Source organism: Burkholderia sp. L-4, assembly GCF_056856535.1.
Window position 1 is genome coordinate 2,990,375 of record NZ_JBXEOX010000001.1, and the last position, 25,578, is coordinate 3,015,952.

At 68.0% G+C, this 25,578-nt stretch carries 25 protein-coding genes and 1 pseudogene; 12 read left to right on the forward strand and 14 right to left on the reverse strand.

Annotated features, from left to right (window positions below):
• Positions 1-152: 152 nt before the first annotated feature.
• Positions 153-1,589 carry a pyruvate kinase gene (pyk, locus tag AC1VVG_RS13960; protein ID WP_034189082.1) on the reverse strand — a complete coding sequence of 479 codons (1,437 nt, stop codon included), beginning with the start codon at positions 1,587-1,589 and terminating at the stop codon, positions 153-155.
• Here pyk and AC1VVG_RS13965 point away from each other — a divergent pair.
• Positions 1,588-1,716 carry a hypothetical protein gene (locus AC1VVG_RS13965; RefSeq protein ID WP_021164118.1) on the forward strand — a complete coding sequence of 43 codons (129 nt, stop codon included), beginning with the start codon at positions 1,588-1,590 and terminating at the stop codon, positions 1,714-1,716. The genes pyk and AC1VVG_RS13965 overlap by 2 nt on opposite strands.
• Positions 1,717-1,873: 157 nt before the next feature.
• Here the strand turns inward: AC1VVG_RS13965 and AC1VVG_RS13970 are convergent, their stop codons facing one another.
• From AC1VVG_RS13970 to AC1VVG_RS13980, 3 genes are all read right to left on the reverse strand, one after another.
• Positions 1,874-3,070, reverse strand: a complete 1,197-nt coding sequence (locus AC1VVG_RS13970; protein WP_034189081.1) for a phosphoglycerate kinase — start codon at positions 3,068-3,070, stop codon at positions 1,874-1,876.
• A 279-nt stretch (positions 3,071-3,349) separates the two neighbouring features.
• On the reverse strand, positions 3,350-3,673 hold the full coding sequence (locus AC1VVG_RS13975; protein WP_034189080.1) for an AzlD domain-containing protein: 324 nt from the start codon (positions 3,671-3,673) through the stop codon (positions 3,350-3,352).
• Positions 3,670-4,425: an AzlC family ABC transporter permease gene (locus AC1VVG_RS13980; RefSeq protein ID WP_059560435.1), complete on the reverse strand. Its 756-nt coding sequence runs from the start codon at positions 4,423-4,425 to the stop codon at positions 3,670-3,672. The genes AC1VVG_RS13975 and AC1VVG_RS13980 overlap by 4 nt, the downstream gene beginning before the upstream one ends.
• A 194-nt stretch (positions 4,426-4,619) precedes the next feature.
• Here AC1VVG_RS13980 and AC1VVG_RS13985 point away from each other — a divergent pair, with 194 nt between their 5' ends.
• From AC1VVG_RS13985 to AC1VVG_RS14010, 6 genes are all read left to right on the forward strand, one after another.
• Entirely contained in the window at positions 4,620-5,543 is a 924-nt protein-coding gene (locus AC1VVG_RS13985; protein ID WP_034189078.1) for a branched-chain amino acid transaminase, read from the forward strand.
• A 50-nt stretch (positions 5,544-5,593) separates the two neighbouring features.
• Positions 5,594-5,788, forward strand: a complete 195-nt coding sequence (locus tag AC1VVG_RS13990; protein ID WP_006749970.1) for a zinc-finger domain-containing protein — start codon at positions 5,594-5,596, stop codon at positions 5,786-5,788.
• A gap of 140 nt (positions 5,789-5,928) precedes the next feature.
• Positions 5,929-6,966, forward strand: a complete 1,038-nt coding sequence (waaF, locus tag AC1VVG_RS13995; protein ID WP_049029287.1) for a lipopolysaccharide heptosyltransferase II — start codon at positions 5,929-5,931, stop codon at positions 6,964-6,966.
• A 115-nt stretch (positions 6,967-7,081) separates the two neighbouring features.
• The gene (locus AC1VVG_RS14000; protein ID WP_034178922.1) at positions 7,082-7,528 is read left to right on the forward strand and encodes a nuclear transport factor 2 family protein; all 447 of its coding nucleotides are present in this window, start codon (positions 7,082-7,084) and stop codon (positions 7,526-7,528) included.
• Between the two features lie 34 nt (positions 7,529-7,562).
• Positions 7,563-8,600, forward strand: a complete 1,038-nt coding sequence (locus tag AC1VVG_RS14005) for a hydrolase (protein ID WP_034189076.1) — start codon at positions 7,563-7,565, stop codon at positions 8,598-8,600.
• Positions 8,593-9,177, forward strand: coding sequence for a DUF2946 family protein (locus AC1VVG_RS14010; protein ID WP_059560438.1), 585 nt, complete (start codon positions 8,593-8,595; stop codon positions 9,175-9,177). The genes AC1VVG_RS14005 and AC1VVG_RS14010 overlap by 8 nt, the downstream gene beginning before the upstream one ends.
• Before the next feature lie 57 nt (positions 9,178-9,234).
• On the opposite strand, the gene AC1VVG_RS14015 is transcribed toward AC1VVG_RS14010, so the two are convergent.
• On the reverse strand, positions 9,235-10,929 hold the full coding sequence (locus AC1VVG_RS14015; RefSeq protein WP_482835769.1) for a M48 family metalloprotease: 1,695 nt from the start codon (positions 10,927-10,929) through the stop codon (positions 9,235-9,237).
• Positions 10,930-11,107: 178 nt separating this feature from the next.
• Between AC1VVG_RS14015 and moaC the strand changes: the two genes are divergently transcribed.
• The 3 genes and pseudogenes from moaC to AC1VVG_RS14030 all read left to right on the forward strand — a co-directional run bounded on the left by moaC (position 11,108) and on the right by AC1VVG_RS14030 (position 13,649).
• Entirely contained in the window at positions 11,108-11,596 is a 489-nt protein-coding gene (moaC, locus tag AC1VVG_RS14020) for a cyclic pyranopterin monophosphate synthase MoaC (RefSeq protein ID WP_226228195.1), read from the forward strand.
• Between the two features lie 29 nt (positions 11,597-11,625).
• A pseudogene (locus tag AC1VVG_RS14025) lies at positions 11,626-12,251 on the forward strand (type VI secretion system Vgr family protein); the annotation flags it as partial.
• Between the two features lie 219 nt (positions 12,252-12,470).
• Positions 12,471-13,649: a WD40/YVTN/BNR-like repeat-containing protein gene (locus tag AC1VVG_RS14030; RefSeq protein WP_482835903.1), complete on the forward strand. Its 1,179-nt coding sequence runs from the start codon at positions 12,471-12,473 to the stop codon at positions 13,647-13,649.
• A gap of 181 nt (positions 13,650-13,830) precedes the next feature.
• On the opposite strand, the gene AC1VVG_RS14035 is transcribed toward AC1VVG_RS14030, so the two are convergent.
• From AC1VVG_RS14035 to recA, 9 genes are all read right to left on the reverse strand, one after another.
• On the reverse strand, positions 13,831-14,181 hold the full coding sequence (locus AC1VVG_RS14035; protein ID WP_034189070.1) for a TonB family protein: 351 nt from the start codon (positions 14,179-14,181) through the stop codon (positions 13,831-13,833).
• 447 nt (positions 14,182-14,628) lie between these two features.
• On the reverse strand, positions 14,629-16,407 hold the full coding sequence (locus tag AC1VVG_RS14040; RefSeq protein WP_482835770.1) for a PglL family O-oligosaccharyltransferase: 1,779 nt from the start codon (positions 16,405-16,407) through the stop codon (positions 14,629-14,631).
• A 153-nt stretch (positions 16,408-16,560) separates the two neighbouring features.
• A complete protein-coding gene (locus AC1VVG_RS14045) occupies positions 16,561-17,157 on the reverse strand; it encodes a pilin (protein ID WP_034189068.1) in 597 nt (198 codons plus the stop codon).
• Between the two features lie 95 nt (positions 17,158-17,252).
• A complete protein-coding gene (locus AC1VVG_RS14050) occupies positions 17,253-17,957 on the reverse strand; it encodes a TerC family protein (protein ID WP_034189067.1) in 705 nt (234 codons plus the stop codon).
• A gap of 156 nt (positions 17,958-18,113) precedes the next feature.
• Complete coding sequence (sucD, locus tag AC1VVG_RS14055; RefSeq protein WP_006477916.1) at positions 18,114-18,995, reverse strand: succinate--CoA ligase subunit alpha; 882 nt, start codon at positions 18,993-18,995, stop codon at positions 18,114-18,116.
• A 69-nt stretch (positions 18,996-19,064) separates the two neighbouring features.
• Positions 19,065-20,231 carry an ADP-forming succinate--CoA ligase subunit beta gene (gene sucC, locus AC1VVG_RS14060; protein ID WP_006477915.1) on the reverse strand — a complete coding sequence of 389 codons (1,167 nt, stop codon included), beginning with the start codon at positions 20,229-20,231 and terminating at the stop codon, positions 19,065-19,067.
• Positions 20,232-20,299: 68 nt separating this feature from the next.
• Positions 20,300-20,908 (reverse strand): DUF2889 domain-containing protein, encoded by a 609-nt coding sequence (locus tag AC1VVG_RS14065; RefSeq protein WP_034189066.1) that lies wholly within the window; start codon positions 20,906-20,908, stop codon positions 20,300-20,302.
• 145 nt (positions 20,909-21,053) lie between these two features.
• The gene (recX, locus tag AC1VVG_RS14070; protein WP_482835771.1) at positions 21,054-21,923 is read right to left on the reverse strand and encodes a recombination regulator RecX; all 870 of its coding nucleotides are present in this window, start codon (positions 21,921-21,923) and stop codon (positions 21,054-21,056) included.
• On the reverse strand, positions 21,923-22,996 hold the full coding sequence (gene recA, locus AC1VVG_RS14075) for a recombinase RecA (RefSeq protein WP_034189064.1): 1,074 nt from the start codon (positions 22,994-22,996) through the stop codon (positions 21,923-21,925). The genes recX and recA overlap by 1 nt, the downstream gene beginning before the upstream one ends.
• A gap of 188 nt (positions 22,997-23,184) precedes the next feature.
• Between recA and AC1VVG_RS14080 the strand changes: the two genes are divergently transcribed.
• Both AC1VVG_RS14080 and AC1VVG_RS14085 read left to right on the forward strand, forming a co-directional pair.
• On the forward strand, positions 23,185-23,913 hold the full coding sequence (locus AC1VVG_RS14080) for a response regulator transcription factor (RefSeq protein ID WP_034189063.1): 729 nt from the start codon (positions 23,185-23,187) through the stop codon (positions 23,911-23,913).
• 17 nt (positions 23,914-23,930) lie between these two features.
• Positions 23,931-25,478, forward strand: coding sequence for a sensor histidine kinase N-terminal domain-containing protein (locus AC1VVG_RS14085; protein ID WP_482835772.1), 1,548 nt, complete (start codon positions 23,931-23,933; stop codon positions 25,476-25,478).
• Positions 25,479-25,578: the final 100 nt, after the last annotated feature.

A 25,578-nucleotide genomic window follows, 5' to 3' on the forward strand; every position in this document is an offset into this window, starting at 1 on the left:
CGTTCGCACGGCACAATGCGGGCAAAAAAGAGAAAAAAAGCCGCGCGGGGCTTCGAACCCCACGCGGCTTTCGCGTGAAAAACGGTGCCAGACCAGCTTCCAGCCGATCCCGGCGGCCGGCCCGCCAGGCCGGCCCGATGCTCAGCGGGCGCTCAGTAGTGTTCGCCGACCCGCACGATCTTCAGCGTGTTGGTGCCGCCCGCCTGCCCCATCGGCTCGCCGACCGTCAGCACGACCATGTCGCCGTGCTGCACGTAGCCCTGCTTGACGACGATCTCGAGCGCCGCCTGCAGCGCCGAATCGCGGTCGCTGTTGAAGTCGACGTGCAGCGGCGTCACGTTGCGGTACAGCGCCATCGTGCGCTCGCTGCCGACGCGCGGCGTCAGCGCGAAGATCGGCACGTGCGTGTAGTGACGCGACATCCACAGCGCGGTCGCGCCCGACTCGGTCAGCGCGATGATCGCCTTCGCGCCGAGGTGGTACGCGGTGAACAGCGCGCCCATCGCGATCGACTGGTCGATCCGCGTGAACGTGCGGTCGAGGAAATCCTTGTCGAGCTCGACATGTTCCGACTTTTCCGCTTCGACGCACACGGCCGCCATCGTCTCGATCGTGACGACCGGGTACTTGCCGGCGGCCGTCTCGGCCGACAGCATCACCGCGTCGGTGCCGTCGAGCACCGCGTTCGCGACGTCCGACACTTCCGCGCGGGTCGGCACGGGCGCATGGATCATCGATTCCATCATCTGCGTCGCGGTGATCACGAGCTTGTTCGACTCGCGCGCCATCCGGATCATGCGCTTCTGCAGCGCCGGCACGGCCGCGTTGCCCACTTCCACAGCGAGGTCGCCGCGCGCGACCATGATGCCGTCGGACGCGTCGAGGATGCTCTGCAGCGCCGGAATCGCTTCCGCGCGCTCGATCTTCGCGATCATCTTCGGCTTGATGCCGTACGGCGCGCCCGCGATGTTCGCGAGCTGGCGCGCCATTTCCATGTCGGTCGCGTTCTTCGGGAACGACACCGCGACGAGGTCCGCACCGAGCGACATCGCCGTGCGGATGTCTTCCATGTCCTTCGCGGTCAGCGCCGGCGCCGACAGGCCGCCGCCCTGGCGGTTGATGCCCTTGTTGTTCGACAGCTCGCCGCCCACCTTGACGATCGTGTGGATCTCGTCGCCGAGCACGCGCTCGACGGTCAGCACGATCAGGCCGTCGTTCAGCAGCAGCAGGTCGCCCGGACGCAGGTCGCGCGGCAGTTCCTTGTAGTCGAGGCCGACGCGCTCGTCGTTGCCGAGCTCGCAGGCGGCGTCAAGGATGAACGGCTGCCCCGGCACGAGCGTGGTCTTGCCGTTCTCGAACTTGCCGACGCGGATCTTCGGACCCTGGAGGTCGGCCATGATCGCGATCTCGCGGCCAACCTTGCGGGCGGCCTCGCGCACCATCTCGGCGCGCTGGCGGTGATCGTCGGCCGTGCCGTGCGAAAAATTGAGCCGCACGACGTCGAGGCCCGCCTGCATCATCTGCAGCAGAATCTCCGGCGAACTGGAAGCCGGGCCGATCGTGGCGACTATCTTGGTGGCGCGCTGCATGAAACTCCTCATCTGGATCAAGGTGGATGCGCTGGGTGAAACGCTGCGAGAGCCGGAAGCGGCGGGCCCAGCGGCGGCCGTTCCGGGGGGCGTGCCGGTGCTTGCGCCCGGCATCGCTTTGTTCTGAATCTCGTGGTGCTGGTCGGCCGCGTCGCCGGCGGCCGCCGGTGCGCGCGGGGCGGTGTTCGCCCGCGCGGGCGCGCGTTTGCGCTTGCCCGCGCCGGCCGGCGGCTCCGCTTTCGCGGAGCGCGCGGCCTTCGTCACCCCTGCGCGCGCCGCCACGCTCAGGCCGCCCGCGTTTCGAGCACTTCCACCGCCGGCAGCTTCTTCCCCTCGAGGAACTCGAGGAAGGCGCCGCCGCCCGTCGAGATGTAGCTGACCTGGTCGTGGATGCCGTACTTCGCGATGGCCGCGAGCGTGTCGCCGCCGCCCGCGATCGAGAACGCGGACGATTTGGCGATCGCTTCGGCGAGCGTCTTGGTGCCGTTGCCGAACTGGTCGAACTCGAACACGCCGACCGGGCCGTTCCACACGATCGTGCCGGCCTTCTCGAGCTGGCTCGCGAGCGCCTTGGCCGTATCGGGGCCGATGTCGAGGATCATGTCGTCCGCTTCGATGTCGGCGACCTGCTTCACCGTGGCCGCGGCCGTCGGCGAGAATTCCTTCGCGGTGACGACGTCGGTCGGGATCGGCACCGACGCGCCGCGCTCGCGCGCCTCGTCGATGATCGCCTTCGCCTCGGCGACGAGATCGGCTTCCGCGAGCGACTTGCCGATCGACAGGCCGGCCGCGAGCATGAACGTATTCGCGATGCCGCCGCCGACGATCAGCTGGTCGACCTTGCCGGCCAGCGACTTCAGGATGGTGAGCTTGGTCGATACCTTCGAGCCGGCGACGATCGCCACCAGCGGGCGGGCCGGGTTGCCGAGCGCCTTGCCGAGCGCGTCGAGCTCGGCGGCCAGCAGCGGGCCCGCGCACGCGACCGGCGCGTACTTCGCGATCCCGTGCGTGGTCGCTTCCGCGCGGTGCGCGGTGCCGAACGCGTCGTTCACGTACACGTCGCAGAGCTTCGCCATCTTCTGGGCGAGCTCGTCCGAATTCTTCTTCTCGCCCTTGTTGACGCGGCAGTTCTCGAGCAGCACGACCTGACCCGGCGCGACGTTCACGCCGTTCTCGACCCAGTTCGACACCAGCGGCACGTCGCGGCCGAGCAGCTCGGCGAGGCGCTTCGCGACCGGCGCGAGCGAGTCTTCCGGCTTGAATTCGCCTTCGGTCGGACGGCCGAGGTGCGACGTGACCATCACGGCCGCGCCGGCGTCGAGCGCGGCCTGGATGGCCGGCACGGACGCGCGCACGCGGGTGTCTTCGGTGATGTTGCCCTGGTCGTCCTGCGGGACGTTCAGGTCGGCGCGGATGAACACCCGCTTGCCGGCGAGCTGGCCGGCGGCGATCAGGTCGGTAAGACGCTTGACTTGGCTCATGTTGAACAGATTGAAGTAGTGGATGGGGAAAGGGGGTTCACGCTGGACGTGCGCGGGCTGCCGCGAAAGGGCGCCGGATGCGGCCGTGGCTGGCGGTTCGCATGACGCGCACGGGTAAAAAATCTCGAACGGGCATTCTAGCCGATCCACCCGGCAGACTGACCCGCGGGCGGCGAATTCCGCCTATTTGGGATCGCGCGCGCAAACCGGCACATTGCCGCGACGCAGCAATGGCCGCCCGCGGGCGGCCCGTGCCCGGCAGGCCGGAACGACGATTCATCAGAAGATCAGGCGCAGCACGGTGAACACGACCATGCCGACCACGATCGTGCCGAGCATGCTGCGGCGCCACAAAAACCAGCCGAGGCCGGCGAGCGCCGCGTAGAACGGATGGTTGGACAGTGCGAACGACAGCCCGGCCGGCGTTTCGAGCACGTCGGGCAGCACGACGGCGACGAGCGCGGCGGCCGGCGCGTAGCGCAGCGCGCGCTGCGCGCGTTCGGGCAGCACGGTGCGCTCGCCGCCGATCAGGAACAGCGCGCGCGTGACCGCCGTGACGATCGTCATCCCGATGATGACGATCCAGATCTCCGTCGCGCTCATTCGATCTCCTTCTCGTGCACGGTTTCGGTGCGGATGCGCCGCCAGTCGGCCCGTTCGACGAAGAAGTCGGCCGTGCAGCCGGCCGCCAGCGCGGCGAGCACCGCGAGCGGCAGCGCGAGCCGGTACGGCAGGTCGAACGCGATCAGCGACACGATGCCCGCGACCGCGACGGCCGCGAGCGTCGAGCGGTTCGCGACCGCCGACACCATGATAGGGATCAGCGCGAGCGTGCCGGCCAGCTCCAGCCCCCAGCTCGCGGGAAAGAAGCTCGCGAGCAGGATGCCGGCGAGCGACGACACCTGCCACGACACCCAGCTCGCGAGCGCCATCCCCCAGAAATACGCTTCCTTGCCCGGCACGTGGCCGTAGGCGAAACCCTGTTTCTGGAACAGCAGGTAGATCACGTCGCCGTTGAAATAGCCGATCGCGAGACGCCGCCACAGCGGCAGGTAGGAAAAATGGGGCGCCAGCCCGGCGCTGAAGATCACGAAGCGCGTGTTGACCATCGCGGCCGTGAGCAGCACGGTCCAGATCGGCAGCTTCGCCGCGAGGAGCGGCAGCACCGCGAGCTGCGACGAGCCCGCGTAGACCAGCAGCGACATCGCGCTCGCCTGCCCGAGCGTCATGACCGACTTGCTCATCGCGATGCCGGTGACGAGGCCCCAGGACAGGATCGCCATCAGTGTCGGGGAATAGTCGCGCGCGCCCTGGATCAGCGCGAAGCGGTCGGTGGCGGACAATCGAGCGAGCATGGGAAAACGGGCCGCAGCGGGCGGTTCGTCGGGACGCCGGCGCCTCCTGCCGATGCATCCCGTCATTATTGGAATCGGTACCGGCCGATTATAGCGCCGGCCCCGCGCCGACCGACCGGATCGCCTTCAAATGACGCTAAAATATGCGTCTTTCCGGCTCAACGCTGCATACAACCGCATCCCAGGAGAAATCTATGTCAATGGCCGACCGCGACGGCAAGATCTGGATGGACGGCAAGCTGATCGACTGGCGCGACGCCAAGATCCACGTCCTGACCCATACGCTGCACTACGGCATGGGTGTCTTCGAGGGCGTGCGCGCGTACAAGACGGCCGACGGCAGCACCGCGATCTTCCGCCTGCCCGAGCACACGAAACGTCTGCTGAATTCGGCGAAGATCTTCCAGATGGACGTGCCGTTCGACCGGGAAACGCTCGAAGCCGCGCAGCTCGCGGTCGTGCGCGAGAACAAGCTCGAGTCGTGCTACCTGCGCCCGATCATCTGGGTCGGCTCGGAAAAGCTCGGCGTGGCCGCGAAGGGCAACACGATCCACGTCGCGATCGCCGCGTGGCCGTGGGGCGCGTACCTCGGCGAGGACGGCCTCGCGAAGGGCATCCGCGTGAAGACGTCGTCGTTCACGCGCCACCACGTGAACGTGTCGATGGTCCGCGCGAAGGCGTCGGGCTGGTACGTGAACTCGATCCTGGCGAACCAGGAAGCGACGGCCGACGGCTACGACGAAGCGCTGCTGCTCGACGTCGACGGCTACGTGTCGGAAGGCTCGGGCGAGAACTTCTTCCTCGTGAACAACGGCAAGCTGTACACGCCCGACCTGGCGTCGTGCCTCGACGGCATCACGCGCGACACGATCATCACGCTCGCGCGGGACGCCGGCATCGAGGTCATCGAGAAGCGCATCACGCGCGACGAGGTCTACACGGCCGACGAAGCGTTCTTCACCGGCACGGCCGCCGAAGTCACGCCGATCCGCGAACTCGACAACCGCACGATCGGCAGCGGCGCGCGCGGCCCCGTCACGGAAAAGCTCCAGTCGGCGTTTTTCGATATCGTGTCGGGCAAGAACGCGAAGTACGCGCACTGGCTGACGAAGGTCTGAGCGCGCCGCGCCACCGACCGCCCCACACAAGAGTGATAAGAGAAAGTCTCATGAGTGAAATCAAGGAAATGCCGCTGGTCGAGCTGACGGCCAAGGATCTTCCCGCCTACTGCCCGAACCCGGCGATGGCACGCTGGAGCGCGCACCCGCGCGTCTTCATCGACGTGTCGCACGGCGAGGCGCGCTGCCCGTACTGCGGCACGCGCTACAAGCTGCGCGACGGCGAAGTCGTCAAGGGCCACTGAGCCCGGCCGGCCGGGCCCGCGGGCCCGCCGACCGCAAGGCGGCGCAGCCGGACAGCCGGCGCGCCGCCCTTCCCCATTCTGGCAACCCGAACGCGGCGCGACGCGCGCCGTGCTTCATTACGACATCGGAAGTCCACCTGATGCGTCGAGCGCTGGTTATCGCACCGAACTGGATCGGTGACGCATTGATGGCGCAGCCGCTTTTTGCGCTGCTGAAGAAACTCCATCCCCGCATCGCGATCGATGCGGTCGCACCCTCATGGGTCGCGCCCGTGCTCGAGCGGATGCCCGAGATCCACGATGTCTACGCGACCGATCTCGCCCACGGCAAGCTGCAGCTGCTGCGCCGCTGGCAGCTCGCGAGCGACCTGCGCGACGTCGGCTACGACGCGGCGTACGTGCTGCCAAATTCGCTGAAATCCGCGGTGATCCCGTGGCTCGCGAACATTCCGCTGCGGATCGGCTATACGGGCGAGCACCGCTACGGGCTGCTGAACGTGCGGCACGCGAATCCGGCCAAGTCGGGCGAACGCCCGCCGATGACGACCCACTACGCGGCGCTCGCGTACGCGCCGGGCGCGAAGCTGCCCGAGTCGATGAAGACGCTGCCCGCGCCGCGCCTCGACGCGGACCTGAACGAGACGGCGCGCGTGTCCGCGCGTTTCAATCTCGATACGCGCAAGCCGCTCGTCGTGTTCTGCCCGGGCGCCGAATACGGCCCGGCCAAGCGCTGGCCGCCCGAGCACTTCGCGACGCTCGCGACGATCGTCCACCAGTCGTTCCCGTATACGCAGATCGTCGCGCTCGGCTCGCAGAAGGACGCGGCCGCCGCGCAGGCGATCGCCGACCACGCGCCGAACGTGCGCAACCTGTGCGGACAGACGTCGCTGTCCGAGGCGTGCGCGCTGATCGCGCGCGCGAACGCGGTCGTCACCAACGATTCGGGGCTGATGCACGTCGCGGCCGCGCTGCGCCGGCCGCTCGTCGCGCTGTACGGATCGACCGATCCGCGCCACACCCCTCCGCTGTCGGACCTGGCGAAGGTACAATGGCTGCATCTCGAATGCAGTCCCTGCTTCGAACGCGAGTGCCCGCTCGGCCACCTGAAGTGCCTGCGCGAACTCGGTCCCGAGCAGGTATTCGGCGATTTGCGCGGCATGCTCGTCGGGCAGCGCTGACCCTGACCGGCAGCGTCGCACGGCGCGCCGGGCAATCCGATTCACCGGTGTACGGCGGCTCCATCCGGGCCGCCGTGCTGAATACGGCGCGCGACGCGCGCGAGAGATAACCCCGATGCCACGTTTTGCCCGCCTTTTCGAAGCCGCTGCCGATACGCTCAACGCCTACTACCAGGCCGTCGCCGATGCCAATCTCGACGCGCTGCTGGCGTTGTGGATCGACGAGGATTTCGCCAGCTGCGTATGGGCGGACGGCGAGCATCTGCACGGCCTCGACCAGATCCGCAGCGGGCTCGCGAACCGGCTCGCCACGCGCCCCGTGACGATCGAGCCGCTCGACATCCGCGTGTACGACAGCCTCGGCACGGTCGTCTATACGATCGCCGAAGCGCATCAGCAGGCCGACCTGACAGCCGAACCCGACATGGTTTTCGCGACGTACGTGATGATTCACGAACGCGGCGAATGGCGCATCGCGCACATCCACGCGAGCCCGATTCCCGAACAGGCGGCCGGGCAGTTCGCCGCCAAGATCCGTCACGGTCAGGGTCCGCTGCACTGACGAAAAGACGAAGCAACGCATACGCGGGGCGATCATGAGTACGGCTTCTCCGCCCACCTCGCCGCTGACCGGGGCTCCGGCTCCGGACAACGACACACTGCGCTATCGCGCACCGCGCTGGCTGCCGAACAGCCATGCGCAAACCATCGTGCCCGCGCTGTTCGCGCGGCGTCCGGTCGTCGCCTACCGACGAGAGCGATGGGAAACCCCCGACCACGACTTCATCGATCTCGACTGGGTCGCCCATCTCGACAGCGCGGCGCCCGCGCCCGACGCGCCGCTGTTCGTACTGTTCCACGGCCTCGAAGGCAGTTCCGGCTCGCACTACGCGCTCGCGATGATGGCCGCCGCGCGCGCGAAGGGCTGGCACGCCGTCGTGCCGCACTTCCGCAGCTGCAGCGGCGAGCTCAACCGCCAGCCGCGCTTCTACCATCTCGCGGACAGCGCCGAAGTCGACTGGATCCTGCGCCGGCTCGCCGCGCAGCATCGCGGGCCGCTGGTCGCCGCCGGCGTGTCGCTCGGCGGCAACGTGCTGCTGCGCTGGCTCGGCGAGCATCGCAGCGACACGTCGATCCTGCGCGCCGCCGCCGCGATCTCGACGCCGATCGACGTGCACGCCGGCGGCCGCGCGCTGTCGCAGGGGTTCGCGATGGTCTACACGCGCAGCTTCCTGAAGACGCTCAAGCGCAAGGCGCTGGCGAAGCTCGACCAGTACCCGGGGCTGTTCGACCGCGAAGCGATGCTGCAGGCCGTGACGATGCGCGACTTCGACGAGGTCGTGACCGCGCCGCTGCACGGCTTCGCGGACGCCGACGATTACTGGACGAAGGCGACCACACGGCCGCTGCTCCCCGCGATCGACGTGCCGACGCTGATCCTCAACGCCCGCAACGACCCGTTCCTGCCGGAATCGGCGCTGCCCGGCCCGGCCGACGTGTCGCCGGCCGTCGAGCTCGACCAGCCGGCGGACGGCGGGCACGCGGGCTTCATGACCGGGCCGTTCCCCGGCCGCCTCGACTGGCTGTCGGCGCGGGTGTTCGGCTATTGCGCGAAATTCGTCGACCATGGATGACATCGTCCGGCAGGCGCTCGCCAAATGGCCCAACGTGCCGCACTGTACCGGCTGGCTGCTGCTCGACCGGCGCGGCGAATGGCGGCTGCGCGACGACGCGGCCCAGGCGGCCGGCGAGCTCGGCTCGCCGATCCGGCATGCGGCGCTGAACGCGTTCATCGGCCGCAACTACGAATGCGACGCGCAGGGCCGGTGGTTCTTCCAGAACGGCCCGCAGCGCGTCTACGTCGAGCTCGCCTATACGCCGTGGGTCGTCCGGCTCGCCGAGCGCGACGGACAACTCGTGCTCGCCGACCAGACGGGTGCGCCGTTCGAGCCGGACGAAGCGTGGCTCGACGATGCGGGCGGCGTGCTGTTTCGCGACGGCGGCACGCGGCGCATCGCGGCGCTGCACGATCACGACCTCGGGCTGTTCGCCGATCACGCGGATTTCGATGCGGAGCCGCCCGTGCTGCGCTGGCGCGACGGCCGCACGCTGCCGCTCGGCAGCATCGCCTGCGCGGACGTGCCCGCCCGGTTCGGCTATGTCGCGAGCCCCGCGCATGACGCAGGACAGGCGGCCGGCAGCGGCAACTGACGCACCGCCGCCTCGCCCACGCAAGCCGCACAAGCCGCACAAGCCGCGCGACGGCCGCTATCCGCGGCCGTTCTTCTCGTCCTCGCGCTCTTCCTTGTAGCGCGCCTCGAACTCCAGCAACCGCGCGCCGATGATCGACTGCTCGTAGAACGACACGTCCTTCGCGTCGCGCGCTTCCTTCAACTGCCGGATCGCCGACGGCCACGCGCCGTCGAGCGCCAGTTTCTCCGCGAGCGCGCGGCGCCGCGCGAGCACGTCCCCCTTGCCGTCGCTCGCCTTCGCGAGATAGTCCCACCAGTCGGGCTGCTCGGGATCGGCCTTCGCCTGCGCCCGCGCGAGCGTCTGCGCGTCGGCAAAGCGGCGCGCGGCGATCAGCGCCTGCAGATGCGCGACGATCGCCGCGTGCGACGCCGGCCAGCGCCGCTGCGCGAGCGCCGCGAGCCGCACCGCGTCGTCGGTCCGGCCCGCGCGGCGCGCGATCTCGGCGGCCAGCACGTCGAGGCTCGGCGAACTCGTGTCCGGATCGTTCTCGCGCCGCTCGCGTGCATCGAACGCCGCGCGCGCCGACGCGAGTGCGTTGCCGGCCGCGTCATATTCGCCGAGCAACAGGTCCGCGAGCGCGATGCCGTACCAGTTCGCCGCGACGTTCGGCGCCGTCCGGTCGTCGATCTCGAGCTGCATCCGGCGGGCCTCGGCCGAGATGTCGGTCGGCGCGCGGTTCTGCAGGATGCGCAGCCGCGCGCGCACGAACCCGTATTCGGCCGACTGGCGCGGTTGCCGGTACGGCGCGCGGCGCGCGCGATCCTCCATGTCCGCGATCCGCTCGCCGGTCAGCGGGTGCGTACGCGCGTAGGCCGGCACGCCCGCGTCGCCCGTCGACGCGCGGTTGAGCCGTTCGAAGAAGCCCGGCATCCCGTACGGGTCATAACCCGCGCCCGCGAGCAGCTGGAAACCGACGCGATCGGCCTCGCGCTCGGCCGAACGCGAGAAGCGCAGCTGGTTGTCGACCGCGTACGCCTGCCCGCCCATCGCGATCGCGCTGCCGAGATCGCCGCTGCGCGCGAGCACGCCGGCCAGCACGCCGAGCAGCATCGTCGCGAGCGCCGTGTAGCCGCTCTTCTCGCTCGCGCCGATCATCCGCGCGATGTGCCGCTGCAGTACGTGACCCATCTCGTGGCCGACCACCGACGCGAGCTCCGACTCCGTCTGCGTCGTGACCACGAGCCCGCTGTTGATTCCGATGAAGCCGCCCGGCATCGAGAACGCGTTGATCTGCGGATCGCGCACCGGGAACAGGTCGAAATCCGGCGTGTAGCCGCCGATGAAGCGCGCGGCGGCGGCCGCCGCGAGCCGTGCCGCCATCGCGTTCAGGTAGTCGCGCACGAGCCAGTCGTCGAGATAGTCGGGATCGCGCCGCACTTCGCGCATCACGCGCTCGCCGAGCCGGCGCTCGGCCTGCGGCGTCAGCGAACCGCCGGAACCGTCGCCGAGGTCGGGCAGCTCCAGCGCACGAAGCGGCGCGCGCAGGCTCGCGACCGGCGCCGACGCGCCGCCGGCGCCCGAGAACCGGCTCTCCGCGCCGCCGTACGTGCCGAACACGCCGGTCGCGATGCCGGACGGCACGGTGGAAATCGCCGGGGAGCCGCCCGTCGCCGGCTCGAGCGGGGGCGCGGGCGTGCTCTGCGCATGGCCGCCCGGCGGCAGCGCGAGCGCGGCCGACAGCGACACGGCAAGCAACTGTTTGACACGCATGGCAGGATGAAAACGACGCCGTCCCGCGCGCCCGGCGCGCATCGCGGCGTCTGGTCTGAATATTCGGGTCATTGTACCGGCGCGGCGGCCACTGTCCCGTGCCGCGCATGCGCCATCTGCGCCCCCGAGGACGCGAACGCCGCTGCTATGATAAGCGCCCGTTGAGACGGAGCATGACATGTCAGGACTCACCCATTTCGACGCCGCCGGCCATGCGCACATGGTCGATGTCGGCGACAAGCAGGAAACCCGGCGCATCGCGATCGCGCGCGGCACGATCCGGATGCTGCCGGCCACGTTCGCGCTGATCCGCGACGGCAAGGCCAAGAAAGGCGACGTACTCGGCGTCGCACGCATCGCGGCGATCCAGGGCGCCAAGCGCACGGCCGACCTCATCCCGCTGTGCCACCCGCTCGCGCTGACGCGCGTGGCCGTCGACTTCGAACTCGACGACGCGCTGCCGGGCGTCCACTGCGTCGTGCAGGTCGAGACGTTCGGCCGCACCGGGGTCGAGATGGAAGCGCTGACCGCCGTGCAGGTCGGGCTGCTGACCGTCTACGACATGTGCAAGGCGGTGGATCGCGGGATGGTGATCACGGAGGTGAGCGTGCGCGAGAAGCGCGGCGGGAAGTCGGGGGACTGGAAGGCGGGAGACGCGGCGGACTGAGCGCCCGGGCGCCGCCTGCCCGTTATTGCGAGGAAATCCACATCGACTAGCTCAACCGGGTCAAGGTCCGCTTCCCCTGAGACCGCCTCAACGACGGCGACGAGCAAGCGTCGTGCTGGCTGCGCGCCGCGACGTCGGACTCGGGCAGCGGTTACGGCGCCGTCCACCCGCACCGCGCCGGCGAGGAAGTGCTGGTCGTTTTCTCGGCGGCGACTGCGATCGCCCGATCGTCGTCGGCAAGCTGTACAACGGCGCGACGAGCCCGCAGAACCGCGTGCACCTGTACAGCAGCCAGACCAACGCGTATCTGCATCTCGGCTACCTGATCGACCACACGGGCAACAACCGCCGCAGTTATCTCGGCAGCGGCTTCGACCTGCGCTCGGACGCATTTGGTTCGGTTCGTGCGAACCGCGGCCTGTACGTCACGACGTATCCGAAACCACCGGCGGGCCAGCCACTCGACGTCCAGGAGACGCAGCAGCAGCTCAGGGCGGAAGGCCTGATGGAGGCCATGCCGGAAGTCAGCGCACATCATCAGGGCGAGTCGCTCGCCCCCGGCCACTCTGCGCTCAAGCAGTTCATCGATGCGACGCGGAACAGCGTGAGCGGAGGCGTGTCGGGCGGCCGAACCGCCGGCGGCGGGACCGGCTCTACCAAGCATTCGACAGTGGTGTCGGCGTGGGCAAACAATACGTCGACAATACCGTGGAATACGCGAAAAAAGCAGGTGACGCGGTCAACGAGCATGTCATCGACCCTGTTGCACAGACAATCGAAAAACTGATGCCGAAATCAAATGACGAGAAAACTCCTGAAGCTGTCGCTGGGTGCGGCAGTCGCGCTCATTGTATTGATTGTCGGGTACTCATATATGTCGAATGACTGGCAGGTCGTTTCCAACACTTTCATGAAGAACAGCAAGCCCTATGGCGGGGGCGATTTCGCGATATCGGGAAACGAGGCGATCACGCTGAAGATCAGCGACCCTGAAATCACCTTCAAGCCATACGCCGAATGGAAGGACAAGGAAAAGGCCGAGCCGACCGAAGCCTGGATGAACGACAGCCGTGAAACGCTGAACCGGACGTCGGTCGAATTCTGGCGGGGCCCGGTAAACGGTGACATGACGCGCCATTTCGCCCAGGCAGGCCAGAACGCCGCCTGGTGGCACGCGAAGGATTGGACGGTCGAATTCATCAGCACCGGCTGGATGGACTACAAGTCCCCTCAGCCTGCCGACGGCCTGACGCCGCAAGTGACCAAGCTCTGGAAGTCATCCAACGGCGGACGCGACTGGATGCAGCTCGCGTGGCCAGAAGACCGGAACATCGGTCGCCTGCTGTTTCTCGATCCGCAGCGCGGCTATGCGATCGGCTGGGGCCCGCACGTGTGGCGCACGTCCGACGGCGGTCAATCGTGGCGGGAAGTCGAACTGCCGCCGGGCGCCGCGGAGGCCGGTCAACCTCGCCGCACATTGGACGGCATCGACCTCGGCCCGGACGGTACCTTGCGCGTGGCATACCACGTCGAGAAATCCGCGCACGCTTCCGCCGGAAGCGTCGTCTATCGGCTCGGTTGGGAGCAATCCGCGTTCGCCCTGGATGCCGTTTTGCCTGAACAGGTGATCGTCAACCTGTCCTCGTCACCGGTCGCGTCGAATCGCTATGCGCTCTACGCCCTGTCGCGCCTCGGTGAACCGCTCAATTCCGGCAATCCCGCCGACAAAGGACAACGCGTCGGTGCCATTTCCACGTGGACGAACAGTGCACCCGAGCAGGTTCAGCAGTTGCATACGTTTGACGACAAGCTGACGCTCGCCAGTATGAGCATCGGTCGCAACGGCCTCCTGCTCGTCCACGCAACCGATCCGAACTCCGGAAGCGGCGGTACCGGCGGCGGCGCACCGATCGACCTGACGTTCAGCAGCACCGACGCCGGCAAGACTTGGAATAAAACGACCGACAAGTCCGCACAGGGCGGCTACTTCGACGCACAGACCAACACGCTGTACTGGCTGCACGGATTCACGCTGAAGAAGCGGACCTTCTGAGCGCGTGCTGGGGGCGTTGCCGGCCAGTCTGCGCCGATACGGCGAGCCGGCCCGCTACGGCTCGCCCGAGATGCTGCGCACACGAACCGCGAGCGCTCGGCACCCCTACCGCGTATATCGACTTTCGATAGCCACGCATAACCGGTGCAGCCGCCGACGCACGACGTGCACTGCCCGCGCTTCACTGGCCGCGTGACGGCTCGAACACGAACGGTTGGGTCAGCAGGAACGGATTCGCGGTCGCGCCCGTCTGCACGCAGGTCGCGTGCGTCATCGCGTCGACGGCCGCGCGATCGGCCGCCGCGTTGCGGCTGCTCGTCGTCACGGTGACGTTCTGCGCTTCGCCGGACGTCGTCATCAGCGCGCGCACGAGCACGGTCGCCGGGCGGGTGAGCGGCTTCGCGGTATCCGGATAGACGGCGCGCGGGATGTGACAGGTCAGCTTGCTCTCCTGCGACGACGACAGCATCGCGCAGCCGGACAACAGCATTGCGACGGCGGGCAGGATCAGGTAGGTCGAGCGAATAGCCATGGTCGAATATCGTTCTGGGTATTGTTCCGTTCCGGACGAACGCGCCTTCCCGCGCAAGCGTGCCCCGGGCCGCATCACGTGCGTCACACTGCGCCACGGCCAGCGGACCGGCGCCCCGTTACGGCCGCGCGGCCGACGATTCTCGGCCGCGATCCTGTCCGGCGGCGCTCCCGGATGACCGGGATGCTGCCTGTCTTCCCGCCGGCCAACCCCGACGGCCGCGGGCACGCGAGCGCTTCCGCGCATTGTGCACGCGCCGCCCGGTCAACGGCGGCAATTTGACAATGGTTGACGCGAATCGGCGCGCATGCAGCCGGAATCCACACGATTCGCGACGTAATCGACATGCGGCGGGCTTCGCCCCGTTCATCCCGTTTCCCCGGGCCGCCCCGCCCGATGCCCGCCGCCGCATCACACTGCGGCACGCGCCGGCGTGCGCCGCGCACCTCAATCCGAATCGTCGTCGTCCGAATCGTCGGCCGCATCGGCCGGCACTTCCCCGTACTTCGCGACGACGGCCGCCTTGAACGTCTTCAGCGTCGGCTGCTGGTCGCAAAGCTTGTACAAGAGCGCCAGTTGCTGCGGCCAGTCCTTCAGTTCCTTCGCGAACACGTGCAGGCGTGCGACGGTATCGAGCGCGTCGGCTTCGCGGCCCGCCAGCGCCTGCAGCGCCGCGTAGCGACGCAGCACCGTCTCGCCGGGCAGCAGCGCGATCGCGCGCTCGTGCGCCGCGAGCTTGGCCGGCAGGTCATCCGCCGAAATCGGCAGCAGCGTGGCCGCACCGTACTCGCCCCACGCGCCGAACAGCCGCGACGGCGCCTCGCGGTACTGCGCGGCCGGATCGCTGCCGTAATAGAGCACTTCCGCGCGCTGGTAGTCGCGCAGCACGGGCACCGCCGCCAGCACGCCGCCGAACGACAGCACCGCGAACAGCCCGAACGCGGCGCGGCCCGGCAGGATACGCAACGGCTTCACGTCGAGCAGCCCGATCACGAACATCGCCGGCAGCAGGAAAAACATGTACTGCTGCGGATACTCGACCAGCGCGTGCATCAGCAGGATGCCAATCAGCGCGAAGCCGAACACGCGCATGCTCGACTGCGGCGCGCGCACCGCGCGCACGAACCACGCCACGAGCGTGACGACGAGGATGCCGAGGCCGACGAGGCCGGACTTCGCGAGCAGATCGATGAAGATGTCGTGCGAGTTGTTCGCGATCTCGACGCCGCCGAGCGTGCGCACGAGCGCGAACTGGTGCGACGGGAATTCGCCCCAGCCGACGCCGAGCAGCGGATGCTCGCGGAACATCGCAAGCCCGTACTTCCACAGCGCGAGGCGCGGCGCGATCTGCCCCGCGTCGCGCATGCGGTCGGCCGCCGATTCCGCGAGATTCAGGTGATAGTGCACGTTCGCCCAGCGCACCGCGACGTTCACCGCGATGAACGCGACCGCGAGCACGACCGGGATCAGCCACGCTCGCGCATTGCCCGGCGCGCGGCGCGATTCGAGCCACGCCATCCAGAAGCCCGCGACGACCATCACCGCGACCTGCAGCCACGGCCCGCGCGACACCGTCAGCGCGAGGCCGACCGACAGCACCAGCGACAGCGCGAGCCATGCCCATACCGCGAGCCGGCGCGTCTGCACGAGGTACAGCGCACCCGCGAGCGCGAACGCGATGTAGCTGGCCAGGTGGTTCGCCTGCGCCATGTTGCCGTACGGACGGCGGTCGACCGCGATGTTGTACATCACGACGAACGGCGAAACGGACGATTCGAGGTGAAACAGCTGCACGATCTGGGTGCCGACCGCGAACACGCCGCCGACGATCAACGCGCCGGCCATCATCCGCGACACCGCTTCGGCCAGCCCGTCGCGCGCGAGCGCATACCCGGCCTGCATCGCGACCAGCGCGGCCGCGAGGTAGCCGACCGCCAGCCAGTTCATCGACGGCACCTTGAGCGGGATCAGCGCGGTCTGCGCGATCAGCACGGCGGCAAACCCGAGCGGCACGACGAACGCGGCCGGCGCGGCAAACGGCTCGGCCGGCCGGTCGGTGCGCGTGAGCAGCACGACGGACAGCCCCACCAGCAGATACAGCACCAGCGCGGAAAACTCGGAATAGAAGGTCGGGATCGGATACGTGTGATTCGTGATCGCGTACGGCACGATCAGGGCGACAGCCAGCGCAACGAGCGACAACGAACGGGAAAAAGTAGAAGGCATGAGCGAACCGGATGTCAGCAACCGGCGCACTATACAAAACTTTCCCCCCTCTGTGCGGGGCCGTCGCGCCGCAGCCGGGCGCGAAACGACGCCCCCGGCCGGCCGAAGCGGCGGCCCGCGCGCCGTACGCGCCGCCGACCGCCGCCTCCGGCGCTATGCGCGGCACTCCGCGGGCGCGAATTTCGCGGGCAGCGTCGCGGTGGCGCTCGGCAACGGCCCGGCCCCCGGCGCCGGCAGCGACGACGCGTCCTTGCCGGCGGCGAAGCACTCCCACGCAATCGCACCGGCCTGCATCGCACCCTTTTTAAGCGCCACGCGCGCGGTGGGCGCATCGGCCTTGTCGGGTACGGACGGCACGAGCACCAGCGTATTCGCGCCGGCCGCGGCGACGCGGGGGGTAAACGCGACGGTGATCTGGCCGGTGTTGCCGTCGATGGCCACCGATTCGACGTTGCGGGTCGCGGCCGGCGGGCCGTAACCGCCATCGAGGCTCGCGCCGCTCGCCGCGTTGTCGGCCACCGCGAGCCGAGCGGACGACGCAAGCGCAAGCCCCTCGCCGACCCGGGAACGCGCGAGGTAATCCTGATACGCGGGAATCGCATAGGCCGCGACGACGCCGACGATCGCCAGCACGATCATCAATTCGATCAGCGTGAAGCCGGCCGGCCGCCAGCGCGGCGCGGGCCGGTTCGCGCGCCGCAGATCGGCGGCCACGCGACGGAACAGGGAAACGGAAAAGGCTTCGAACATGGCAGGCTCCGGAAACGAAAAACGCCTGCCGATCAAGGCAGGCGTTTCGATCGTAGCCAGCGGGCCGTGAAGCCGGCAGTCGGCCGGACGGCCAGTCAGCGCGCGTGCGGCGCGCCGTGGCGCTTCCTGAGTGCGTAGCCGATCGCCACGACGAACAGCGCGCCCGCGATGCTCGCGCCGTAGAGCACCGGCTGTGTATCCAGCACCGCCCAGCGGTCGCCGACCGGGTCGTTGACGATCAACCCGCCCGCGATCCAGCCGAGCAGCCCGGCGCCGAACGCCACGACGATCGGGAAACGGTCGAGCAGCTTCAGCACCAGCGTGCTGCCCCACACGATGATCGGCACGCTGACGACGAGCCCGAAGATCACCAGCGCGATCCGGTGCGACGGATCGGCCTGCTCGGCCGCGCCGGCGATCGCGATCACGTTGTCGAGGCTCATCACCGCATCGGCGATCACGATCGTCTTCACGGCGTCCCACAGCCGGCTGGCCGGCTTGATGTCGTCGTGCGCGTCGGCGGCCGGCGCCATCAGCTTGATGCCGATCCACAGCAGCAGCAGCCCGCCGCCGAGCTTCAGGAACGGCACGTCGAGCAGCGCGACCGCGAAGGTGATCAGCGCGACGCGCAGCAGGATCGCGCCGGCGGTACCCCAGACGACGCCGCGCAACCGCTGGTTGGCCGGCAAGTTGCGGCAGGCGAGCGCGATCACGACCGCGTTGTCGCCGCCGAGGAGGATGTCGATGACGATGATCTGGAGAATGGCGCCCCAGTGCAGCGATGTCAGGAATTCGAGCATGGCGGTGAGGACAGGACAGCGGCCGCGTCGCAGGCGGCCCGGTTCATCGCCGGCACATGCGCGACGCATGCCCGGTGCTTACGAATTCATTGCGCGAGCATAACAAAAAACGCCGGCAAAGCCGGCGTTTTCTGCAGGACGAACCCCGGGGAAATATTACAGCGCCTTCTTCAACAGACGGCCCATTTCCGACGGGTTGCGCGTGACGGTGATGCCACACGCTTCCATGATTTCCAGCTTCGCTTCGGCCGTATCCGCACCGCCCGAGATCAGCGCGCCGGCGTGGCCCATGCGCTTGCCCGGAGGCGCCGTGACGCCCGCGATGAAGCCGACGACCGGCTTCTTCATGTTGTCCTTGATCCACTCCGCCGCATTGGCTTCGTCCGGACCGCCGATTTCGCCGATCATCACGACCGCATCCGTGTCCGGATCGTCGTTGAACATCTTCATCACGTCGATGTGCTTCAGACCGTTGATCGGGTCGCCGCCGATACCGACCGCCGACGACTGGCCGAGGCCCAGTGCCGTCAGCTGCGCGACCGCTTCATACGTCAGCGTGCCCGAACGCGACACGACGCCGATGCGGCCCTTGCGGTGGATGTGGCCCGGCATGATGCCGATCTTCAGCTCGTCCGGCGTGATCGTGCCCGGGCAGTTCGGCCCGAGCAGCAGCGTCTTGCGGCCTTCGCGACGCATGCGGTCCTTCACTTCGATCATGTCGCGCACGGGGATGCCTTCCGTGATGCAGATCGCGAGATCGAGGTCGGCTTCGACCGCTTCCCAGATCGCGGCCGCCGCGCCTGCCGGCGGAACGTAGATGACCGACACGGTCGCGCCGGTTTCCGCCTTCGCTTCCTTGACGCTCGCGTAGATCGGAATGCCTTCGAAGTCTTCACCGGCCTTCTTCGGGTTCACGCCCGCGACGAATGCTTCGCGGCCGTTTGCGTATTCACGGCAGGCGCGCGTATGGAACTGACCGGTTTTGCCGGTAATGCCCTGCGTGATGACCTTCGTGTCCTTGTTGATCAGAATCGACATGTATTTTGACCTCTGTTCGATGGGCGTCGCGTGCAAACCGCGCCGCCCTACGTGTTCATTAGCGCGTGCTTACTTGCCTGCGGCAGCCGCGACGACCTTCTGCGCAGCCTCTTCCATGCTGTCGGCCGAGATGATCGGCAGGCCCGAATCGGCCAGCATCTTCTTGCCGAGGTCTTCGTTCGTGCCCTTCATGCGCACGACGAGCGGCACGTTCAGGTTCACGGCCTTCGAACCGGCGATCACGCCTTCCGCGATCACGTCGCAGCGCATGATGCCGCCGAAGATGTTCACGAGGATCGCCTTCAGGTCCGGGTTCTTCAGCATCAGCTTGAATGCTTCCGTGACCTTCTCAGTCGTCGCGCCACCGCCGACGTCCAGGAAGTTCGCCGGCTCGCCGCCGAACAGCTTGATGGTGTCCATCGTGGCCATCGCGAGGCCTGCGCCGTTCACGAGGCAGCCGATGTTGCCGTCGAGCGAGATGTACGCGAGGTCGAACTTCGACGCTTCGATTTCAGCCGGATCTTCTTCGTCCAGATCGCGGTACGCGACGATTTCCGGGTGGCGGAACAGCGCGTTCGAGTCGAAGTTGAACTTCGCGTCGAGTGCGGTGACCTTGCCGTCGCCGGAGACGTTCAGCGGGTTGATTTCAGCCAGCGATGCGTCGGTTTCCCAGAATGCCTTGTACAGGCCTTGCAGGATCGCGCGCGCTTGCGGGATCGAAGCAGCCGGCACGCCGATCTTCGCGGCGAGATCGTCGGCCTGGGCGTCGAGCAGGCCCGTCGACGGCTCGACGATGACCTTGTGGATCAGTTCCGGGTGCTTCTCGGCAACTTCCTCGATGTCCATGCCGCCTTCGCTCGAACCCATCAGCACGATCTTTTGCGAGATGCGGTCGACGACGAGGCTGACATACAGTTCCTGCTTGATGTCGGCGCCTTCTTCGATCATCAGACGGTTGACCTTCTGGCCTTCCGGACCGGTCTGGTGCGTGACGAGCTGCATGCCGAGGATCTGGTTCGCGTATTCGCGCACCTGCTCGATCGACTTCGCCACCTTCACGCCGCCGCCCTTGCCGCGGCCACCCGCGTGGATCTGAGCCTTCACGACCCATACCGGGCCGCCGAGCTCTTCCGCCACCTTGACGGCTTCGTCAACCGAGAACGCCGGCTTGCCGCGCGGTACCGCGACTCCGAATTTCCGCAGGATTTCCTTACCCTGGTACTCGTGAATCTTCATGCGTGATTCCCTTCAGTCTGAGAGTTGGATGAAAAGTCGCTTAAGACGCTTCTTCGAATGATTTCCGTTCATTCCTTCGTGCTGCCGTCACCGGGCATATCCGGCCGAATCGGGCCGTACCAGCGCGGGTAGTACTGCCGCACGACCTCGCCGTCGAACCGCAGCGCACGGCAGCGGCCGAGCTGGAACGGCGGTTCGGCGGGCGCGCCGTCGTGATCCGGCCCTTCGCCGCCCTCCTCGCGCACGTTCCACACGTCACCGGCGAACGCCTGGATCGCCGCCGTCGGCAGCACGGCGCACAGTTCGGTGAGATGGGAGCAGCCTGCGACGCCGGCGAGCAGCCGGTTCGCGTTGCGGCGGAAATTGCGGAAGAGATTGAGCCCGATGAGGGCCCGGTAGGCAGGCGGGGCGGATTGACAGTGACCGGGATACGGCACCCATTCCGAAGACGCTTCGGCGTCGACGACATTGAGTTCACGATCGATAGTCACGCGCAGCCAGAGTTCGTGGATCGGCAGGCCTTGGGGCCGGATGCCCGACGCAAGCGCGACATCGCGCGGCTTGTGGTCGGTCAGGCAGGCTTCGATGTCCCACAAGCCGTCGCCGCGCTCGTAAGCTTCCGCTCGGATTGCGCGTCGATGTCGCAACTGACGGGGCACGGGCTCGGATAGCGGCATGCTGGAGGTTGAGGCCGAAGAGGAAAACCCATGGATTTTAGCATATTGGGTATTTGAGACAGTTTGACGCGACGGCGGGTATTCCCGCCTGTCCGGAGGCGGTTGCATTGCAGCAAAATCGCGCGCCACGCGCGCGACCGGCCGGTCAGTCGTCGATCGGGAAATCGTCGCCGACCTTCAGCAACTTCACGATGGTCGCACTCGAGAAGCCGCGCGCGGCAAGAAAGCGGGCCTGCTTCGCACGCTCGGCCGGCGTTTGCGGCAGTGCACCGAATTTCTTGCGCCAGACGGCCTGCGCACGGGCCCATTCGGTCTCGCGCAACTGCGCGTTCACTTCCTCGACGAGCGTGTCGCCGACTGCGTGACGCTTCAGCTCGCTGACGATGCGCGCGACGCCGACGCGCGATGCGCGGCGATGCACGAGGCTCTCGGCGAAGCGCGCATCGGACAACCAGCCGTCCTTTTCCAGCGCATCGAGCACCGGCTCGACGGATTCTTCTTCGCCGACGTAAGGCGCGAGCTTGCGCGCGAGTTCCGCGCGACTGTATTCACGCCTCGACAAATAGCCGAGCGCACGGCCCTTCAATGAACGTGGCGGTTTCGACGACTTGCGTTCGGCGGTCCCGGGCGTGTCGCCGGATGAAGTACCGGAAGACGCACCGGACGCACGGCGCGTGCGGCGCGGATGCTGGCTGCTGCGGGTATAGACGTCTTCCCGTGCCGGCGCCGACGCATCGGCTGCGCGATCGCCCGGGAAGCGGACACCGGACACGCGACGGCGTGACCGGTCGTGCGCGTCGAACGATTCGTCGTCGTCGAACGGATCGTCGGGCGCGGCAATCTCAAACGAAACGAGGGCATCGCCGGATGCCCTCGTCACGGTGCGGTTCGCGGCATCGCTGCCCGCGGCCCGCCGGTCGGCGCCCGAGGATCCGGCTCGCCGGCCGGAGCGACCCGCCGCTTCGGGCGCGTCGCTCTCCGCCGGCTCGCCAGCCTGACCTCGGCGCGCAACCATCACTCTTCTTCGTCCACCGCCTCGGCTTCGTTGCCGACTACGCCATCGGGCATGCTGGCGACACCGAGCGATTCACGGATGCGGTTCTCGATCTCGCGTGCGATTTCCGGATTTTCACGCAGGAATTCACGCGCGTTGTCCTTGCCCTGGCCGATCTTCTCGCCGTTGTAGCTGTACCAGGCGCCCGCCTTGTCGACGATCTTCGCCTGCACGCCGAGATCGATGATCTCGCCCTGGCGCGAAATGCCTTCGCCATACAGGATGTCGAAAATCGCTTCGCGGAACGGCGGCGACACCTTGTTCTTGACGACCTTCACGCGGGTTTCGTTGCCGATCACCTCGTCGTTCTTCTTGATCGAGCCGATCCGGCGGATGTCGAGACGCACCGACGCATAGAACTTCAGCGCGTTGCCGCCCGTCGTGGTTTCCGGGTTGCCGAACATCACGCCGATCTTCATCCGGATCTGGTTGATGAAGATCACGAGGCAGTTCGTGCGCTTGATCGTGCCGGTCAGCTTGCGCAACGCCTGCGACATCAGGCGGGCCTGCAGACCCGGCAGCGAATCGCCCATCTCGCCTTCGATTTCGGCCTTCGGCACGAGCGCCGCGACCGAGTCGATGACGATCATGTCGATCGAGCCCGAGCGCACCAGCGCGTCGGTGATTTCGAGCGCCTGCTCGCCGGTGTCCGGCTGCGAGATCAGCAGTTCCGGCACGTTCACGCCGAGCTTCGACGCGTATTGGACGTCGAGCGCGTGCTCGGCGTCGATGAACGCCGCGGTGCCGCCCAGCTTCTGCAGTTCGGCGATGACCTGCAGCGTGAGCGTGGTTTTACCCGACGATTCCGGACCGTAGATCTCGACCACCCGGCCGCGCGGCAGGCCGCCGACGCCCAGCGCGATGTCGAGACCCAGCGAGCCCGTGGAGACGACCTGGATGTCCTCGGCCGCTTCGCCGTCGCCCATCCGCATGATCGACCCCTTGCCGAACTGCTTCTCGATCTGCGCGAGTGCGGCCGCCAGCGCCTTGCTCTTCTCGGCGGTCATCCCGGAGCCCTTCTTGCTATCTTCCATGAATCGTCCTTTGCTATGATGAGCAGCGTCTGTTAAAGGCGCGCCCGCTTTCAAGCGCCGCCCACGAATGCAGACACTGTATAAAAAAACAGTAGTTTATGCAAGCCCGCAATGCGGGGCGTTGTACACGAATAACTCCGGAGACAGCCGCGTCGGCGCGAACGCCTCGCCGGCCATCGGTCAGCAACATGCGAATCCTCATCGCCGAAGATGACAGCATACTCGCGGACGGCCTCACCCGGTCACTCCGCCAATCGGGCTATGCGGTCGATCACGTGAAGAGCGGCGTCGATGCCGACACCGCGCTGTCGATGCAGACTTTCGACCTGCTGATCCTCGATCTCGGACTCCCGAAAATGTCCGGGCTCGAAGTGCTCAAGCGCCTGCGCGCGCGCAACTCCAACCTCCCCGTGCTGATCCTGACGGCCGCCGACAGCGTCGACGAACGCGTGAAGGGGCTCGACCTCGGCGCCGACGACTACATGGCCAAGCCGTTCGCGCTCAACGAGCTCGAGGCGCGCGTGCGCGCGCTGACCCGGCGCGGCGCGGGCGGCGGCCCGACCGTCGTGCGCCACGGCTCGCTCGCGTTCGACCAGGTCGGCCGCATCGCGTACGCGAACGATCACGTGCTCGATCTCTCCGCGCGCGAACTCGGCCTGCTCGAAGTGCTGCTGCAGCGGATCGGCCGGCTCGTGTCGAAGGAGCAGCTCGTCGATCACCTGTGCGAATGGGGCGAGGAAGTCAGCAACAACGCGATCGAAGTCTACGTGCACCGGCTGCGCAAGAAGATCGAACCGAGCGGCGTGCGGATCTCGACCGTGCGCGGCCTCGGCTATTGCCTCGAGAAGGCCGCGCCCGCCGCGCCGGCCGATACGGCAGCGCCCCAGCCCGCGACGGCCGGCACGCCGCTGCGCTGACGGCGGGCGGCGCCGCGATGGCCACGCCGGCCCATTCCCGCCATCCGACCGGCGCGCCGTCGTCGGCCGCCGACGAGGCGCGCGACGCGCGCTACGAGAACCCGTTCGCGCCGCCCGACGAAACCGAATCGCCCGAGGCGCCGCGCCCGCGCTCGCTGTTCGGCGAGATCCTCGACTGGATGCTCGCGCCGCTGCTGCTGCTGTGGCCGATGAGCATCGCCGTCACCTACCTCGTCGCGAAGACGATCGCGAACGGCCCGTTCGACCGTGCGCTCGAAACCAACGCGTACGTGCTCGCCCGGCAGATTCATCCGGTCAACGGCGTCGCCGAGCTGACGCTGCCGGAGCAGACGCGCGACTTCCTGCGCGCGGACAACGTCGACAGCGTTTACTTCCAGGTGCTCGGCACGCGCGGCGAACTGGTCGCCGGTGAAGCCGACATGCCGCTGCCGCGCGACGAGGACCGCCCGCCGCCCGGCGTCGTCGTGTTTCGCGACGACCTGCTGCGCGGCAACGACGTACGCGTCGCCTATACGACGGTCGCCCTGCCGCAATCCAGCGGCGCGCAGCCCGTGCTCGTGCAGGTCGGCGAGACGCTCGACAAGCGCAACGCGCTCGCGAACGACATCATCAAGGGCGTGATCCTGCCGCAGTTCGTGATCCTGCCGCTCGCGATCCTGCTCGTGTGGTTCGGGCTGTCGCGCGGGCTCGCGCCGCTCAACGCACTGCAGGCGCACATCCGCGCGCGGCGGCCCGACGACCTGTCGCCCGTCGAGGCGCAGCGCGCGCCGCCCGAGATCGAACCGCTCGTCACGTCGTTCAACGACCTGCTCGCGCGCCTCGAACAGAACATGGCGCTGCAAAAGCGCTTCATCGCCGACGCCGCGCACCAGATGAAGACGCCGCTCGCGGGCCTGCGCACGCAGGCCGAGTTCGCGCTGCGCCACCCGGTCCCGCCCGACGTGCAGCGCTCGCTCGAACAGATCGCGACGAGTTCCGAGCAGGCCGCGCGGCTCGTCACGCAGCTGCTGGCGCTCGCGCGCGCCGAGAACCGCGCGAGCGGCCTCACGTTCGAGCCGGTCGAGATCGCCGCGCTCGCGCGGCGCGCGGTGCGCGACTGGGTGCAGGCCGCGCTCGCGAAGCGGATGGATCTCGGCTACGAAGGGCCGCCGGACGACGCGCCGCTCGACGTCGACGGCAATCCGGTCATGCTGCGCGAGATGCTCGGCAACCTGATCGACAACGCGATCCGCTACACGCCCGAAGGCGGCCGCATCACCGTACGCGTGCATGCCGACCCGGCGGCGCGGCTCGTGCATCTCGAAGTCGAGGATACGGGCCCCGGCATCCCGGCCACCGAACGCGAACGCGTCGTCGAGCGCTTCTACCGGATCCTCGGCCGCGAAGGCGACGGCAGCGGCCTGGGGCTCGCGATCGTGCGCGAGATCGCCACCCAGCACGGCGGCACGCTGACGCTCGACGATCACGTCTACCAGCAGGCGCCGCGCCTGGCCGGCACGCTCGTGCGTGTCAGCCTGCCGCTGACCGGCACGGCCCCGGATTAACCCTGACGCGCGCCGCCGGCGGCCGGCGCAAATGCGTCGAAACCGGCGATTTACCGGACGATCGCACCACAATCGACGCGTGTAGCGGCCGATTCGGCAC

Excerpts from the sequence above, each read along its gene's own strand:
- AC1VVG_RS13965 (WP_021164118.1), top strand. The coding sequence starts at position 1,588 with ATGAAACTCCTCATCTGGATCAAGGTGGATGCGCTGGGTGAAACGCTG.
- pyk (WP_034189082.1), bottom strand. The coding sequence starts at position 1,589 with ATGCAGCGCGCCACCAAGATAGTCGCCACGATCGGCCCGGCTTCCAGT.
- AC1VVG_RS13970 (WP_034189081.1), bottom strand. The coding sequence starts at position 3,070 with ATGAGCCAAGTCAAGCGTCTTACCGACCTGATCGCCGCCGGCCAGCTC.
- AC1VVG_RS13975 (WP_034189080.1), bottom strand. The coding sequence starts at position 3,673 with ATGAGCGCGACGGAGATCTGGATCGTCATCATCGGGATGACGATCGTC.
- AC1VVG_RS13980 (WP_059560435.1), bottom strand. The coding sequence starts at position 4,425 with ATGCTCGCTCGATTGTCCGCCACCGACCGCTTCGCGCTGATCCAGGGC.
- AC1VVG_RS13985 (WP_034189078.1), top strand. The coding sequence starts at position 4,620 with ATGTCAATGGCCGACCGCGACGGCAAGATCTGGATGGACGGCAAGCTG.
- AC1VVG_RS13990 (WP_006749970.1), top strand. The coding sequence starts at position 5,594 with ATGAGTGAAATCAAGGAAATGCCGCTGGTCGAGCTGACGGCCAAGGAT.
- waaF (WP_049029287.1), top strand. The coding sequence starts at position 5,929 with ATGCGTCGAGCGCTGGTTATCGCACCGAACTGGATCGGTGACGCATTG.
- AC1VVG_RS14000 (WP_034178922.1), top strand. The coding sequence starts at position 7,082 with ATGCCACGTTTTGCCCGCCTTTTCGAAGCCGCTGCCGATACGCTCAAC.
- AC1VVG_RS14005 (WP_034189076.1), top strand. The coding sequence starts at position 7,563 with ATGAGTACGGCTTCTCCGCCCACCTCGCCGCTGACCGGGGCTCCGGCT.
- AC1VVG_RS14010 (WP_059560438.1), top strand. The coding sequence starts at position 8,593 with ATGGATGACATCGTCCGGCAGGCGCTCGCCAAATGGCCCAACGTGCCG.
- AC1VVG_RS14015 (WP_482835769.1), bottom strand. The coding sequence starts at position 10,929 with ATGCGTGTCAAACAGTTGCTTGCCGTGTCGCTGTCGGCCGCGCTCGCG.
- moaC (WP_226228195.1), top strand. The coding sequence starts at position 11,108 with ATGTCAGGACTCACCCATTTCGACGCCGCCGGCCATGCGCACATGGTC.
- AC1VVG_RS14030 (WP_482835903.1), top strand. The coding sequence starts at position 12,471 with ATGTCGAATGACTGGCAGGTCGTTTCCAACACTTTCATGAAGAACAGC.
- AC1VVG_RS14035 (WP_034189070.1), bottom strand. The coding sequence starts at position 14,181 with ATGGCTATTCGCTCGACCTACCTGATCCTGCCCGCCGTCGCAATGCTG.
- AC1VVG_RS14040 (WP_482835770.1), bottom strand. The coding sequence starts at position 16,407 with ATGCCTTCTACTTTTTCCCGTTCGTTGTCGCTCGTTGCGCTGGCTGTC.
- AC1VVG_RS14045 (WP_034189068.1), bottom strand. The coding sequence starts at position 17,157 with ATGTTCGAAGCCTTTTCCGTTTCCCTGTTCCGTCGCGTGGCCGCCGAT.
- AC1VVG_RS14050 (WP_034189067.1), bottom strand. The coding sequence starts at position 17,957 with ATGCTCGAATTCCTGACATCGCTGCACTGGGGCGCCATTCTCCAGATC.
- sucD (WP_006477916.1), bottom strand. The coding sequence starts at position 18,995 with ATGTCGATTCTGATCAACAAGGACACGAAGGTCATCACGCAGGGCATT.
- sucC (WP_006477915.1), bottom strand. The coding sequence starts at position 20,231 with ATGAAGATTCACGAGTACCAGGGTAAGGAAATCCTGCGGAAATTCGGA.
- AC1VVG_RS14065 (WP_034189066.1), bottom strand. The coding sequence starts at position 20,908 with ATGCCGCTATCCGAGCCCGTGCCCCGTCAGTTGCGACATCGACGCGCA.
- recX (WP_482835771.1), bottom strand. The coding sequence starts at position 21,923 with ATGGTTGCGCGCCGAGGTCAGGCTGGCGAGCCGGCGGAGAGCGACGCG.
- recA (WP_034189064.1), bottom strand. The coding sequence starts at position 22,996 with ATGGAAGATAGCAAGAAGGGCTCCGGGATGACCGCCGAGAAGAGCAAG.
- AC1VVG_RS14080 (WP_034189063.1), top strand. The coding sequence starts at position 23,185 with ATGCGAATCCTCATCGCCGAAGATGACAGCATACTCGCGGACGGCCTC.
- AC1VVG_RS14085 (WP_482835772.1), top strand. The coding sequence starts at position 23,931 with ATGGCCACGCCGGCCCATTCCCGCCATCCGACCGGCGCGCCGTCGTCG.